The organism is Variovorax endophyticus (assembly GCF_025376855.1).
Taxonomy (GTDB): domain Bacteria; phylum Pseudomonadota; class Gammaproteobacteria; order Burkholderiales; family Burkholderiaceae_C; genus Variovorax.
The window spans coordinates 20,650-35,422 of record NZ_JAHUTH010000036.1 but is presented as its reverse complement, the minus strand read 5'-3'; the positions used below and the strand labels follow the sequence as shown (position 1 = coordinate 35,422).

Annotated in this window: 10 protein-coding genes; 6 read left to right on the top strand and 4 right to left on the bottom strand. The window is 70.9% G+C overall.

The features are described 5' to 3' along the window. Positions 1-74 precede the first annotated feature (74 nt). Positions 75-3,596 (bottom strand): transglutaminase family protein, encoded by a 3,522-nt coding sequence (locus KV106_RS34000; RefSeq protein WP_261216031.1) that lies wholly within the window; start codon positions 3,594-3,596, stop codon positions 75-77. 121 nt (positions 3,597-3,717) lie between these two features. Between KV106_RS34000 and KV106_RS33995 the strand changes: the two genes are divergently transcribed. The 5 genes from KV106_RS33995 (at position 3,718) to KV106_RS33975 (ending at position 10,337) form a co-directional block, all read left to right on the top strand. Next, the gene (locus tag KV106_RS33995) at positions 3,718-6,195 is read left to right on the top strand and encodes a DNA internalization-related competence protein ComEC/Rec2 (RefSeq protein ID WP_261216029.1); all 2,478 of its coding nucleotides are present in this window, start codon (positions 3,718-3,720) and stop codon (positions 6,193-6,195) included. A 145-nt stretch (positions 6,196-6,340) separates the two neighbouring features. Further along, on the top strand, positions 6,341-7,198 hold the full coding sequence (locus KV106_RS33990; protein ID WP_261216027.1) for an oxepin-CoA hydrolase, alternative type: 858 nt from the start codon (positions 6,341-6,343) through the stop codon (positions 7,196-7,198). 90 nt (positions 7,199-7,288) lie between these two features. Beyond that, positions 7,289-8,785: a circularly permuted type 2 ATP-grasp protein gene (locus KV106_RS33985; protein WP_057592261.1), complete on the top strand. Its 1,497-nt coding sequence runs from the start codon at positions 7,289-7,291 to the stop codon at positions 8,783-8,785. A gap of 23 nt (positions 8,786-8,808) precedes the next feature. Beyond that, entirely contained in the window at positions 8,809-9,765 is a 957-nt protein-coding gene (locus KV106_RS33980; protein WP_057592260.1) for an alpha-E domain-containing protein, read from the top strand. Positions 9,766-9,794: 29 nt separating this feature from the next. Beyond that, a complete protein-coding gene (locus KV106_RS33975) occupies positions 9,795-10,337 on the top strand; it encodes a prolyl hydroxylase family protein (RefSeq protein ID WP_261216025.1) in 543 nt (180 codons plus the stop codon). Between the two features lie 13 nt (positions 10,338-10,350). Here the strand turns inward: KV106_RS33975 and KV106_RS33970 are convergent, their stop codons facing one another. Together KV106_RS33970 and KV106_RS33965 are read right to left on the bottom strand one after the other, a co-directional pair. After that, positions 10,351-12,039: a phosphoethanolamine transferase gene (locus KV106_RS33970; RefSeq protein WP_462982922.1), complete on the bottom strand. Its 1,689-nt coding sequence runs from the start codon at positions 12,037-12,039 to the stop codon at positions 10,351-10,353. 107 nt (positions 12,040-12,146) lie between these two features. After that, the gene (locus KV106_RS33965) at positions 12,147-12,668 is read right to left on the bottom strand and encodes a hypothetical protein (RefSeq protein WP_261216024.1); all 522 of its coding nucleotides are present in this window, start codon (positions 12,666-12,668) and stop codon (positions 12,147-12,149) included. Between the two features lie 128 nt (positions 12,669-12,796). Between KV106_RS33965 and KV106_RS33960 the strand changes: the two genes are divergently transcribed. Next, complete coding sequence (locus tag KV106_RS33960; RefSeq protein WP_057592258.1) at positions 12,797-13,252, top strand: SH3 domain-containing protein; 456 nt, start codon at positions 12,797-12,799, stop codon at positions 13,250-13,252. Positions 13,253-13,267: 15 nt separating this feature from the next. Here KV106_RS33960 and glpK read toward each other — a convergent pair whose 3' ends face one another. Beyond that, positions 13,268-14,767: a glycerol kinase GlpK gene (gene glpK, locus KV106_RS33955; RefSeq protein ID WP_057592257.1), complete on the bottom strand. Its 1,500-nt coding sequence runs from the start codon at positions 14,765-14,767 to the stop codon at positions 13,268-13,270. Positions 14,768-14,773 lie beyond the last annotated feature (6 nt).

The window sequence follows — 14,773 nt, the reverse complement described above, 5'->3', positions numbered from 1 at the left end:
CCGTGTGGGCGGGACGACACACCCGGCGGCCCGGCCCGCGCCCCGTTTGCCGAGGGACGGGCCGTGGACGCCGCTCAGCGCCGCAGGTCGAGCGTGAACGGGAATTCGCGGCTGCCGGGCACCTCGATGGTGGCGGCCGGCGTGCGCATCAGCCCCGGCGTGTGGCCGGTGCGCGTGAAGCGCGACAGGCGCCGGCTCTCGGCCTCGTAGGCATTGACCGGGAAGGTCTCGTAGTTGCGGCCGCCCGGATGGGCCACGAAGTACTGGCAGCCGCCGAGCGAGCGCTTCATCCAGGTGTCGACCAGGTCGACCGTCAGCGGCGCATGGGCCTTGATGCTCGGATGCAGCGCCGAGGGCGGGTTCCAGGCCTTGTAGCGCACGCCGGCGACGAACTCGCCGGCCACGCCCGTGGGCTGCAGCGGCAGCACGCGGCCGTTGACGGTGACCACGTGGCGGCTCTCGTTGAGGCCGGTCACGCGCACCTCGATGCGCTCGAGCGAGGAGTCGACGTAGCGCACCGTGCCGCCGGCCGAGCCTTCCTCGCCCATCACGTGCCAGGGCTCGAGCGCGTTGCGCAGCGAGAGTTCGACGCCCATCGCCTGCACCTGGCCCACGAGCGGGAAGCGGAACTCGAAGTGCGGCGCGAACCAGTCGGGATCGAAGGCGAAGCCGGCCTGGCGCATCTCGCTGATGACGTCGTCGAAGTCCATCTTGACGAAGGTCGGCAGCAGGAAGCGGTCGTGCAGCTCGGTGCCCCAGCGCGTGACGGGCGCCTTGTAGGGTTCGTCCCAGAAGCGCGCCACCAGCGCGCGGATCAGCAGCTGCTGCGCGATGCTCATGCGCGCATGCGGCGGCATCTCGAAGGCACGCAGCTCGAGCAGGCCGAGGCGCCCGGTGCTGGAGTCGGGCGAGTAGAGCTTGTCGATGCAGAACTCGCTGCGGTGCGTGTTGCCCGAGACGTCGATCAGGATGTTGCGCAGCGTGCGGTCGACCAGCCAGGCCGGCATGTGCTGGCCGTACAGCTCGCGGTTCTTCGCGATCTCCCTGAGCGCGATCTCGAGCTCGTAGACCTGGTCGTTGCGCGCTTCGTCCACGCGCGGCGCCTGGCTGGTCGGGCCGATGAACATGCCCGAGAACAGGTAGCTCAGCGAGGGATGGTTGTGCCAGTACAGCAGCAGGCTGGCCAGCAGCTCGGGCCGGCGCAGGAAGGGGCTGTCGGCCGGCGTGGCGCCGCCCATCACGAAGTGGTTGCCGCCGCCGGTGCCGGTGTGGCGGCCGTCGGTCATGAACTTCTCGGCCGACAGCCGGGTCTCGAACGCGGCCTGGTAGAGGAATTCGGTGTGGTCGACCAGTTCCTTCCAGTTGTGGGCCGGATGGATGTTGACCTCGATCACGCCGGGGTCGGGCGTGACCTGCAGCATCTTCAGGCGCGGATCGCGCGGCGGCGGATAGCCTTCCATCACGATGCGCACGCCGAGCTCGCGTGCGGTGGCTTCCACGGCGGCGACCAGGTCGAGGTAGTCCTCGAGGCGTGCCAGCGGCGGCATGAAGACGTAGAGCACGCCCGAGGCGCTGCCCTTCTTCTCGGCCGCCGGGCCGTTGGCGCGACGCGGGTCGCGCACCTCGACGCACAGCGCGGTGCGCGTGACCCAGTGGGCCGATTCGCCGCGCAGCGGCTGGCGCGTGGCGGCGCTGTCGAGGGCGGCGTCGGCATCGGCCGCGCTGCCGTCGCCCGTGCCTTCGCCGATGCCGGTACCGGGCCCCTGCATGCGCAGCGCCGCGGGCACGGCCGCGGGCGTGCCGAAGGCATAGGGCACGGCGCCGAGGTCGGCACCGGTACCGCCGGCCGTGCCCACGGTGTAGCGCGCGCGGTAGTCGGCCGCGCTCGGCAGCGCGTCGCGCGCCGCGGTCGGGTCGCGCTCGATCAGGTAGGGGTAGTCGCCCTTGCTGGCCCAGGGCTGCGAGTCGAGCGGCAGGCGGTAGCCCATCGGCGAATCGCCGGGGATCAGGTAGAGCCGGTCGTCGCGCAGGAACCAGGGACCGGTCTTCCAGGCCGGGCCCTCGAGCGCGGGCGCATCGCGGTTCGCGTTGCCGGGCTCGATCGGCAGCATGTAGCCGATCACCGCGTCGAGCTTCTGCGTGAACACGCGGCGCAGGCGCACGCGTTCGAGTTCGTCGTCGAGCTTGGAGTCGAAGGGGTCGACGTTGACCGGCAGGCGGCGTTCGCGCCAGAGGTAGTAGTAGATGTCCTCGAAGCCCGGCTGCACGTAGCGGTCGGTCAGGCCGAGCTTGCGCGCCAGCAGGCTGGTGAAGCGGCGCGCGTCCTCGCTGGTGTAGTGCGTGGGGAAGCGCTCGTCGGCGAACAGCTCGGGGTCGTGCCACAGCGTCTGGCCGTCGGCGCGCCAGAAGATCGACAGCGCCCAGCGCGGCAGCTGCTCGCCCGGGTACCACTTGCCCTGGCCGAAGTGCAGGAAGCCGCCCTGGCCGTACTCGGCGCGCAGCCGGTGGACCAGCTCGGTGGCATAGCCGCGCTTGGTGGGGCCGAGCGCGTCGGTGTTCCACTCGGGCGCGTCGCGGTCGCTGGTGGCCACGTAGGTGGGCTCGCCGCCCATCGTGAGGCGCACGTCGCCGGCCTGCAGCCGCTTGTCGACCGCCTCGCCCAGCGCCAGCACCTCGGTCCATTGCTCCTCGGTGTAGGGCTTGGTCACGCGCGGCGATTCGTAGATGCGCGTGACCTTCATGTCATGGCCGAACTCGACCTTCGACTCGTCGACGCCGCCCTCGATGGGCGCGGCGCTCGAGGGCGTGGGCGTGCAGGCCAGCGGGATGTGGCCCTCGCCGGCCAGCAGGCCGGAGGTGGCATCGAGGCCGATCCATCCGGCGCCCGGCAGGAACACCTCGCACCAGGCATGCAGGTCGGTGAAGTCGACCGTGGTGCCGCTCGGGCCGTCGAGCGCCTTCACGTCGGGCGTGAGCTGGATCAGGTAGCCCGAGACGAAGCGCGCGGCCAGGCCGCAGTGGCGCAGCAGCTGCACCAGCAGCCAGCCCGAGTCGCGGCAGGAGCCGCTGCCGTTGGCGAGCGTTTCTTCCGGCGTCTGAACGCCGGGCTCCATGCGGATCAGGTAGTTGACGTCCTGCTGCACCTGCTGGTTGATGCCGACCAGGAAGTCGATGGTGCGCTGTTCCTTGCGGTCGATCTTGTCGAGGTAGGCCGCGAGCAGCGGCGTGGGCTCCTCGGTGACCAGATAGGGCGCGAGTTCCTCGGCCTGCGAGGGCGTGTACTTGAAAGGGAAGTTCTCGGCCTGCGGCTCGAGAAAGAAGTCGAAGGGGTTGTAGACCGCCATCTCGACCACGAGGTCGACCGTGACCTTGAACTCGCGCGTCTTCTCGGGGAACACGAGCCGCGCCTGGTAGTTGGCGAACGGGTCCTGCATCCAGTTGACGAAGTGCTCGGCCGGTTCGACGCGCAGCGAGTACGAGATGACGTTGCTGCGGCAATGCGGCGCCGGACGCAGCCGGACGACCTGCGGGCCGAGTTGCACCAGGCGGTCGTATTTGTAGTGGGTGACGTGGTGGAGCGCGGCGTGGATGGACATGCGTTTTTGTGTGCAGTACTGGCAGATTGCATCGAAAAGATGTCTCTGGTGAGACGCATACTAGCCCAGAAGACAAAGCAATTAGCGCGCCACGAAGCGTCGTTGGGGGAGGGTTTGCATCATGGTCGCCAAGGGTGTGCGAGACGCATCCGATGCCGTCGTGCGCGCGCGCTGCGCCTTCGTCGCGCTCGCGGCAGCGCTCGCGGGCGTGGCGCTGCAGCTGCGCCAGCCGGTGCTGTGGGACGGCATGGCTTACGCAGGCGGACTGCTCGCGGGCATCGCAGGTCTCATCGGGGTTTGGCGCCTGCCGCGGCATGCGCGCACCGCCTGGGTCTGCGCCGCGCTGGCCGGTGCGGCGATCGGCGCGGGGCTCGCGGGCGCACGGGCCACGGTCTATGCAGCCGGCGCGCTCGATCCCGCGCTCGAGGGGCGCGACCTGCAGCTCGTGGGCGTGGTCTCGCAGATGCCGCAGCGCGGCGATGCCGGCACGCGTTTTCGCTTCGCTGTCGAGTCCGCGCGCTGGGCCGACCCTGTTGTGGCCGGATCGCCCGCGGTGCCCGACCGCATCGCGCTCGGCTGGTATGCCGAGGGCAGCAGCCTTTGGAACGGCGCGGCCGATGCGTCGGCGCCGGACCTCCTGCCCGAGAGCCCGGTGCATGCGGGCGAGCGCTGGCGCCTGACCGTGCGCCTCAAGGCGCCTCACGGCCATCGCAACCCGCATGGCTTCGACAGCGAGCTGTGGATGTGGGAGCAGGGCCTGCGCGCCAGCGGCCATGTGCGCATCGGCGCGCGCGACGAGGCGCCCGCGCGGCTGGGCCTCACGGGGCGGCATCCGGTCGAACGCGCGCGCGAGGCGGTGCGCGATGCCATCTTCGCGCGCGTGCCCGAGCGCTTTGCCGCGGGCGTGATCGCCGCGCTGGTCACGGGCGACCAGGGCGCGATCGACCGCGAGGGCTGGGACGTCTTCCGTGCCACCGGCGTGGCCCACCTGATGTCGATCTCGGGCCTGCACGTGACCTTGTTCGCGTGGCTCGCCGCGCATGTCGTCGGCGCGCTCTGGCGCCGCGGCCCGCGGCTGATGCTGTGCCTGCCGGCGCAGCGCGCGGCGCTCGTGGGCGGCGTGCTGCTGGCCACGCTCTATGCGCTGTTCAGCGGCTGGGGCGTGCCTGCGCAGCGCACGGTCTGGATGCTTGCGACCGTCGCGCTGCTGCGCCTCACGGGGCGGCGCTGGCCCTGGCCGCACGGCTGGCTGCTGACCGCGGCGGTGGTGGTCGCGCTCGATCCCTGGGCCCTGACGCAGGCCGGCTTCTGGCTCAGCTTCGTGGCGGTGGGCGTGCTGTTCGCCACCGATGCGGGGCTGCCTGGCGACACCCGCCCGGGCCTGCGCGCGCGGCTGTGGCGACTGCTGCGCGAGCAATGGACGATCACGCTGGCGCTCACGCCCTTGAGCCTGCTGCTGTTCCAGCAGGTGTCGCTGGTCGGGCTGGTGGCCAACCTGGTCGCGATTCCCTGGGTCACGCTGGTGATCACGCCGCTCGCGATGCTCGGCACCGTCGCCGCGCCGCTGTGGGACCTCGCGGCGCGCGCGGTGCAGGTGTTGGGATTGCTGCTGTCGTGGCTCGCGGCGTTGCCGTTCGCCAGCCTCTCGATGGCTGCGCCGCCGGCGTGGCTGGCGGCCTGCGGCGTGGCGGGCGGCGTGCTCGCCGCGATGCGGCTGCCATGGTCGCTGCGCGCGCTCGGCCTGCCATTGCTGCTGCCGGTGCTGCTGTGGCAGCCGGCGCGTCCCGCCCTCGGCGAGTTCGAACTGCTCGCGGCCGACGTCGGCCAGGGCAACGCGGTGCTGGTGCGCACCGCGAACCACAGCCTGCTCTACGACAGCGGCCCGCGCTACAGCCTCGAGAGCGATGCCGGCCAGCGCGTGCTGGTGCCGCTGCTGCGCGCCCTGGGCGAGCGGCTCGACCTGCTGGTGCTGAGCCACCGCGACAGCGACCACACCGGCGGCGCGAGCGCCGTGCTCGCGATGCATCCGCGCGCCGGACTGCTGAGCTCGATCGAGGCCGAACACCCGCTGCAGTCGCAACGCCGCGCGCGGCGCTGCGAGGCGGGCCAGCGCTGGACCTGGGACGGCGTGGACTTCGAGCTGCTGCACCCGCGCTCCGGCGACTACCTGTTCCTCACGCGGCCCAATGCCATCTCGTGCGTGCTGCGCATCGGCAACGGCCGCGCGACCGCGCTGCTGGCCGGCGACATCGAGCGGCTGCAGGAGGCCGCGCTGCTCGAGCGCGTGCCCGAGCGGCTGCGCGCCGATGTGCTGCTGGTACCGCACCACGGCAGCAGGACCTCGTCGAGTGCCGCCTTCCTCGATGCGGTGCGCCCGCGCATCGGCCTGGTCCAGGCCGGCTACCGCAACCGCTTCGGCCATCCCGTGCCCGAGGTGACGGCGCGCCATGCCGAGCGCGGCGTGCGCCTGGTCGAGAACGTGCGCTGCGGTGCCGCGCACTGGCGCAGCGCCCGCCCGGTCGAGGTGGGCTGCGAGCGCGAACGCGCGCCGCGCTACTGGCAGCACCGGCCGGTCACTGAGGTTGAAACTGTGAACTAGTTGTTAAAAACCCGCCGGACGAACCCTTGCCAGGTCGGGCGCGGCGGCGTCCCATGCGTTGTAGCGAAAACCAACGACGCAGGGGACCCATGACATCGCATCACCGCCAGGCCTTCTTCCCGCGCCCGCTCGCGGGCATCGCGCCATGACCGCCGCCGTTCCCGCCATCACCAGCAGCCATGTCGGCGGCGGCTCCACAGCGCGGCTCAAGACCCATCGCGAGGGCCCGGTGCTGGTGCTGACGCTCAGCAACCCCGGCGCCCGCAACGCGCTCAGTCCCCCGGTCTACCGCGCCGCGGCCAAGGCCATGCGCGATGCCGCGGGCTTTCGCACCGTGCGCGCCATCGTGCTGTGCGGCGAGGGCGCGCATTTCAGCGGTGGCGGCGACCTGCGCCGGCTGGCCCGGCAGCGCCGGCTGCCGGCCGCCGAGCAGCACGAGCACCTGGCGGCGCTGCACGACTGGATCCTCGCGATCGAGGCGGCGCCGCAGCCGGTCATCGCCGCGGTCGAGGGCGCGGCGGCCGGCGGCGGCTTCTCGCTGGCCCTGGCCTGCGACCTGGTCGTGGCGGCCGAGGACGCGAAGTTCTTCACCTCCTTCGTCAGCATGGGCCTGACGCCCGATGGCGGGGCCACCGATTCGCTGGCCCGCGCGCTGCCGCCGCAGGCCGCGCTCGAACTGCTGCTCGACGGCGAGCCCTGCACGGCGCAGCGGCTGCACGGCTGGGGCGTGGTCAACAAGGTGGTGCCGTCCGGCGAAGCCTGCGCGGTGGCGATCGAGTGGGCCCAGCGGCTCGCGCGCGGGCCCTTCGAGGCGCAGGCGCGCACCAAGCAACTGGTGCACGCGGCGCGCGGGCGCAGCCGGCGCGAGCAGCTCGATGCCGAGCGCGAATCCTCGGTCGCGAGCCTCTATGGCGACGAGAGCGCCGAGCGCATCAAGGCCTTCCTGTCGCCGCGCAAGAAGCGCGCGGCCGACGCGGCCGCCGTTCCCGAAACGCGCGAATAAAAATCCGACCGTCGCCCGGCCGGGCTTGGCATCAGGGGTTCTACTGGCCTCGAACTTGCTAAGCTATGGCTCAAGGAGATTGGTCGTTCCATGCACAAATTCGACGAGATGTATGAGCAGCTCCCCTATGCGGGAGCCGCGATCCGGCAGCACTACAAGCGATACGACCAATGGCTCGCGAAGCAACCCGGCGAGGTGATGCGTTCGCGGCGCGAAGAGGCGGAAATGATCTTCCGCCGGGTCGGTATCACCTTCGCCGTGTACGGCGCCAAGGACGAGGACGGCTCGGGCACCGAGCGGCTGATCCCGTTCGACCTGCTGCCCCGGATCATTCCGGCGCACGAGTGGGACAGCATGGAGAAGGGGCTGGTGCAGCGCGTCACGGCGCTCAACCGCTTCCTGCATGACGTCTACCACGACCAGGAAATCATCAAGGCCGGCATCATCCCGGCCGAGCAGATCCTCAACAACGCGCAGTTCCGCCCCGAAATGATGGGCGTGACGGTGCCGCACAACGTCTACTCGAACATCTCGGGCATCGACATCGTGCGTGCCCCCGATGCCCACGGCAACGGCGAGTACTACGTGCTCGAGGACAACCTGCGCGTGCCCAGCGGCGTGAGCTACATGCTCGAGAACCGCAAGATGATGATGCGGCTGTTCCCCGAGCTGTTCAACCAGAACCGCATCGCGCCCGTGGCGCACTATCCCGACCTGCTGCTCGAGACGCTGCGCGCCAGCGCGCCGGCCGCGACGGCCGAGCCCACGGTGGTGGTGCTCACGCCCGGCATGTACAACAGCGCCTACTTCGAGCACGCCTTCCTCGCGCAGCAGATGGGCGTCGAGCTGGTCGAGGGCCAGGACCTGTTCGTCAAGGACAACTTCGTCTATATGCGCACCACGCGCGGGCCGAAGCGCGTCGACGTGATCTACCGCCGCGTCGACGACGACTTCCTCGACCCCGAGGTGTTCCGCCCGAGCTCCACGCTGGGCTGCGCGGGCCTGATGCGCGCCTACCGCGACGGCAACGTCGTGATCTGCAATGCCGTGGGCACCGGCGTGGCCGACGACAAGTCGATCTACCCGTACGTGCCGAAGATGATCGAGTTCTACCTCGGCGAGCAGCCGATCCTCAAGAACGTGCCGACCTACATGTGCCGCAACAAGGACGAGCTGCAGTACACGCTCGACAACATGAAGGACCTCGTGGTCAAGGAAGTGCACGGCGCCGGCGGCTACGGCATGCTGATCGGCCCGGCCGCCACGCAGGCCGAGATCGAGGACTTCAAGAAGGCCGTGATCGCCAAGCCCGACGGCTACATCGCCCAGCCCACGCTGAGCCTGTCGACCTCGCCGACCTTCGTCGACGCCGGCATCGCGCCGCGCCACATCGACCTGCGGCCCTTCGTGCTCTCGGGCAGCGAGGTGCAGATGGTGCCCGGCGGCCTCACGCGCGTGGCGCTCAAGGAAGGCTCGCTGGTGGTCAATTCCTCGCAGGGCGGCGGCACCAAGGACACCTGGATCCTCGAGGCCGACCGCACGGCCAAGCCGAAGACGCAGTCCCAGTCGCAGAGCCAGTCGGCCTGAGTGCAAGAAGCCCGGAGAACCACATGCTGTCCCGCACCGCAGACCACCTCTACTGGATGTCCCGCTACACCGAGCGCGCCGAGAACACCGCGCGCATGCTCGACGTCAACTACCAGACCTCGCTGCTGCCGCAGTCGGCCGAGGTCGCCAAGTACGGCTGGCAGGGCGTGCTCTCGATCAGCGAGCTGCTGCCCTCGTACAACCAGAAGTACGACCAGATCGCGCCCAACGAGGTGATGGAGTTCATGGTCAAGGACGAGAGCAATCCGTCCTCGATCCTCTCCTGCCTCAAGGCCGCGCGCGAGAACGCGCGCGCGGTGCGCGGCGCGCTGACCACCGAGGCCTGGGAAACGCAGAACACCACCTGGCTCGAGGTCAACCGCATGCTGCGCGCGGGCGACTTCGAGCGCGATCCCGGCCAGTTCTTCGAATGGGTCAAGTTCCGCTCGCACCTCTCGCGCGGCGTCACGCTGGGCACGATGCTGCAGGACGAGGCCTTCTACTTCTCGCGCCTGGGCACCTTCCTCGAACGCGCCGACAACACGGCGCGGCTGGTCGACGTGAAGTTCCACGCGCTCAACAGCGAGTTCTTCGGTGCCGCCACCGAGGAGGACCAGGAGTACGACTTCTATCACTGGAGCGCGATCCTGCGCAGCGTCTCGGCCTTCGAGGTCTACCGCAAGGTCTACCGCGACGTGATCAAGCCCGAGCGCGTGGCCGAGCTGCTGATCCTGCGCGCCGACATGCCGCGCTCGCTGCATGCGAGCCTGGCCGAGGTGGTGGCCAACCTCGCGAAGGTGCAGAACGAGCAGAGCGCCGAAACCCAGCGCCGCGCCGGCAAGCTGCTGGCCGACCTGCAGTACGCGCGCGTCGACGAGATCCTCGCGACCGGCCTGCATGCCTACCTCACGCAGTTCCTCGACCGCGTGAACGAACTCGGCGTGCGCATCAGCCAGGACTTCCTGGTACCGGCCCACTGAACGGCGACCTCCCGGAGCGAAAGCGGCGAATGCACCTCGTGGTCCATTCGCCGCGCGCGTTTTCGGTCGGGCAGTTCCTGTCGGCCGACGAATGCGAGGCGCTGATCGCGCTGGCCGAGCGCGAGGGCTTCGCGGCGGCCGGCGTGCGCACCGCCGAGGGCCCGAAGGCCATGCCCGCGATCCGCAACAACGAGCGCGCGATGCTCGCGGCGCCCGAATGGGTGGCGCTGCTCTGGCAGCGCCTGGGCCAAGTCGAACTGCCGGTGCTCGAGGGCGAGGCCGCGCTCGGGTTGCCGCGCGAGCTGCGCTTCTACAAGTACCTGCCGGGCCAGCGCTTCAAGATGCACAAGGACGGCCCCTGGCGCGAGGACGGCTTCACGAGCCGGCTCACGCTGCTGGTCTATCTCAACGACGGCTTCACGGGCGGCGACACCGATTTCCGCGAGTTCCGCGTGAAGCCCGAGGCCGGCGCCGCGCTGCTGTTCGTGCACGACACCTGGCACGAGGGCGCGGCGATCGAGGCCGGCACGAAGTACGTGCTGCGCTCCGACGTGATGTACGGCGCGGCCTGAACGCGCCGCTACCTCAGCGCTCGAACGATTCCACCGCCACCGGCAGCGTGGGCGCTTCCCAGCGGTAGGTCGCACCGAGCACGTCGCGCTCGGGCCGCTGGCCGTTCCAGTGGATGTCGAGCAGGTTCATCAGCGTCCAGCCGGCCCAGTCCGCGCGAAACGGTTGCTGCGGCTGCTGCGGCGCATGGTCCGCGAACGGCGTCTGCGGACGGCGCCAGATCACGGTAGGGATGCGGTAGCCCGAGGCGGTCGCGGGGCTGTGGCCCGCGCGGTCGCTGCCGTGGCCCACTTCCTGCCCATGGTCCGACAGGTACATCCAGGCGCGGGGCTCCTGCGGCGGGCCGGCGCTGCGCGTCTGCTGCAGCAGTTCGGACACCACGAAGTCGTGATAGAGCAGGGCGGCGTCGTACTCGTGGCGGTAGTGGCGCACCCAGGCCGAGCGGCCGTTCTTCATCAGCCCGGTCTCGACCGCGTCGACGCTGTCGTCGAAGGGGTTGGCATCGGGCGGAAAGCGCAGGCTGTAGTGCGGATGGGCGCCCATCAGGTGCACCACGATCAGCTTGCGCTCGGCGCTGGTGTCGTCCAGCGCCTCCTGCATGCAGTCGAGGATCTCGCCGTCGAGCGAGGCGCTCGCGCGGCCCGGCGTGCGGTTGACCATGTCGACCACGTCGGCGTAGCGCGCATGCTGCTGCTCGATCGCGAGGTCGTCGTGGTTGCTGATCCACCAGACCTTGTAGCCGGCCGCGCGCGCGAGCGCGAGCAGGTGCGGCGGGTTCTCGCTCTCGGGCAGGCCGAAATGGAACATGTTGCGCAGCGCGGGCACGGTGGTGGCATCGACCGACCAGGCATTGGGCAGCACCTCCATGTGCGCGCCCGCCTGCGCCTTGTGGGCCAGCAGGCGCGGCGTGGTCGGGCGGCCGTAGCCGTAGAGCCCCATGTTGTCGCGGTTGATGCTGTCGGTGATGACCAGCACCACGGTCGACGGACCGGCGTGCTCGATCACCGGCGCCATGGCCTTGGCGCGCGCGAGCATCCGTTCGCGCATCCGCTCCTGGTCGGCCCAGAGGCCGCGCAGCGCATGGATCGACTGGCCCCACTGCGACCAGAAGAGCACCGGATGCAGCCGCCGCCAGGGCTTGCTCGCATAGCCCACGCAGGCCACCAGCAGCAGCAGCGCGAGCAGTGCCGTGGCCCAGCCCGGCGGCCGCGCGCGCGCCCCGGCCGGCGCGCTGGCTCCGCGCCGCGCGAAGGCCGCCACCAGCAGGGCCGCGGCGGCGGCCGCGCCGCTCCACAGCAGCGCCGAGCGCCAGTGCATCTGCAGGTACTCGCCGCTCTCGCGTGCGTTGGTGTTGGCCGCGGCGCTCAGCACCATGGCGCCGTCGGGCGCGGCCTGGTAGGTGTCGAGCAGGTAGGCGCGCAAGGCGCCGTCGAAGGCGAAGGCCAGGGTCCAGGCACAGGCCAGCACGGTGCGCCAGCGGCGCACGCGCGCGCTGCGCACCGGCCAGGCCAGCCACAGCACCATCGGCAGCGCCAGCACCGCGAGCTGCGCGATGCGGCGCCCGTCGTGGCCGAGCACGATCACGGCGAGCAGGGTGGCGGCCACCACGCCGCAGGCGAGCAGGCCGGTGCTGCGCGCGGTGTCGGGGGAGGGAATGGCCGGCGCCTGGAGCAGGTCGGGGGCTTGGGCGGGCGGCTGTGTCAAGCGGAGCGGGCGGAGGGGTGGATCGCGGGCGCGATTCTGCCGCCGTGGACGGGTGTTCCGCGCAGTGCCCCCGTCGCGAGGGAGGGCTTCGCCGGCGCACGGGGGCGCTACGCGGCGTCGGCGCCTTCGCTGATCTCGCGGCAGTTCATCTGCAGCTGCTGGAAGTGCGAGCGCCATGCGACCGCGTCGATCCAGCGGTCCAGGTCGAGCTTGAGCCGGACCTCCCGCTCGCCGTCTTCCAGGTGCTGCGCGAGCTTCACGCGCAGGCCGCTGCCGCCGGGCTGGGTGGCGATCTCCACGCTCGACTCGAGCAGCGGGATCACGATGCGCTGGGTCTGGCCGGCCTCGCGGCGCTTCTTGAGCACCACGTGGCAGTCATCCTGGCTCACGAGCTTGCGGTGCATGGTGCCGCTCGCGGTCGCGCCGAGCGCGAGGTAGTGGTTGAGGGCGCGCAGGTGCTGGTCGTCCGTCATGTGCCGCACGTTGGGCGCGTCTTCGCTCGGATAGCCGTCGGTGCAGCCCGACACGAGCAGGCCGAGGGCGAGCAGCGCGACGGTGGCGGCCCATGGGATGGCGCGCGACAGCGTCCGCGCGCGGCTGTTTCGATGATTCCTGGGAGACGGGGACATCGCGCAAGTATCGATCAGCCATCGATCGGCCGCGGAACTTCTGCGGCGCATGCGGCCCAGAAGGGCTCGCGCCGGCCTCGCCGGCCCTCTGGAAAACCCTTGCTTCTCGAGAAAGGAAACCCTCCTCCATGAACGGATTCAGCCGACTGCCCGCGCTCCTGCTCGTCATGACCCTGCTGCTCGTCTCGGCCCCGGCCGCCTGGGCGCGCGAGATGGTCAGTTCCGCGGTCAGGACGCTCAACCTGCGCAGCGGCCCCGGCGTGGGCAACCCCGCGCACTGGACCGTGACGCGCGGCTATCCGTTCCAGGTGCTCCAGCGCAAGGGCGACTGGCTGCAGGTGCGCGACTTCGAGGGCGACCGCGCCTGGGTCTACCGCTCGATGACGAACAAGGTGCCGCACCGCGTGGTGAAGGCGCAGGTGGCGAACCTGCGGCGCGCGCCGGGCGCGCGCGGTCCGATCGTGAAGAAGGCCGGCTACGGCGACGTGCTGCGCACGCTCGAGAAGCGCGGCAAGTGGACCAAGGTGCGCCACGAGGGCGGCGCGGTGGGCTGGGTGGCGACCAGCCTCACCTGGGGCTGGTAGGCCCGGGCCAGGCGCTCAGGCCTGCGTGGCCTGGCGCACCGCGCGCTCCCAGCGCGCCATCGATTCCTCGGCCTGCGCGCGGCCCATCGTGGGCATGAAGCGGCGCTCCACCTTCCACTGTTTCGAGAGCTGGCCGACGTCGCCGTAGACGCCGCTCGACAGCCCCGCGAGGTAGGCCGCGCCCAGCGCGGTGGTCTCGACCACCTCGGGCCGCACCACCGGGATGCCCAGCAGGTCGGCCTGGAACTGCATCAGCAGGTCGTTCACGCTGGCGCCGCCGTCGACGCGCAGCTCGGCCACCGGCTTGCCGCCCGCGGCCACCGCGTCGCGGCTCATGGCCTGCAGCAGCGCGGCGCTCTGGTATGCGATGCTCTCGAGCGCGGCGCGCGCGATGTGGGCCACGGTGGTGCCGCGCGTGAGGCCGGTGATGGTGCCGCGCGCGTCGGCGTTCCAGTAGGGCGCGCCCAGGCCGGTGAAGGCCGGCACCATCATCACGCCGCCCGCGTCGGGCACGCTCTCGGCCAGCGACTGCACCTCGGCGCTGCCCTTGATCGCCTTGAGGCCGTCGCGCAGCCACTGCACCACGGCGCCGCCCACGAACACGCTGCCTTCCATCGCGTACTGCGGCTGCGTGCTTGTCTGCGCCGCGCTGGTCACGAGCAGGCCGTTGCTCGAGGGCTGGAAGGCCTCGCCCGTGTGCATCAGCAGGAAGCAGCCGGTGCCGTAGGTGTTCTTGGCCATGCCGGCCTCGAAGCAGGCCTGGCCGAAGAGGGCGCTCTGCTGGTCGCCGGCCACGCCGCCCACCGGCAGCGAGCGGCCCAGCAGCGCGGCGTCGGTGTCGACGAAGTGCGAGGCCGAGGGCTGCACCGCCGGCATCAGCGCGGCGGGGATGCGCAGCGCCGCCAGCAGCTCGGCATCCCATTCGTTGCGATGCACGTTGAACAGCATGGTGCGCGAGGCATTGCTCACGTCGGTCACGTGCTTGCGCCCGCCCGTGAGCTGCCACATCAGCCAGCTGTCGACGGTGCCGAAGGCGAGCTCGCCGCGCTCGGCCTGTTCGCGCGCGCCGGGCACGTTGTCGAGCAGCCAGCGCAGCTTGGTGCCCGAGAAGTAGGCATCGATCACGAGGCCGGTCTTCTCGCGGATGGTGTCGGCCAGGCCCTCCTCGCGCAGCCGCGCGCACAGCGGCTCGGCGCGCCGGTCCTGCCACACGATCGCGTGGTGCACCGGCTTGCCCGTCTCGCGGTGCCACAGCACGGTGGTCTCGCGCTGGTTGGTGATGCCTATCGCGTGGATGTCCTCGGGCCGCAGCTTCGCCTTGGCGATGACCTCGCGCGCGGTCGCGAGCTGGCTGTCCCAGATCTCGAGCGGGTCGTGCTCGACCCAGCCCGGCTGCGGGTAGATCTGCGTGAGCTCCTTCTGCGCGATGGCCACCACGTGGCCGCCGCGGTCGAACACGATGCTGCGCGAGCTGGAAGTGCCCTGGTCGAGGGCCAGCAGGTAGGTGGTCGTCATGCGGGA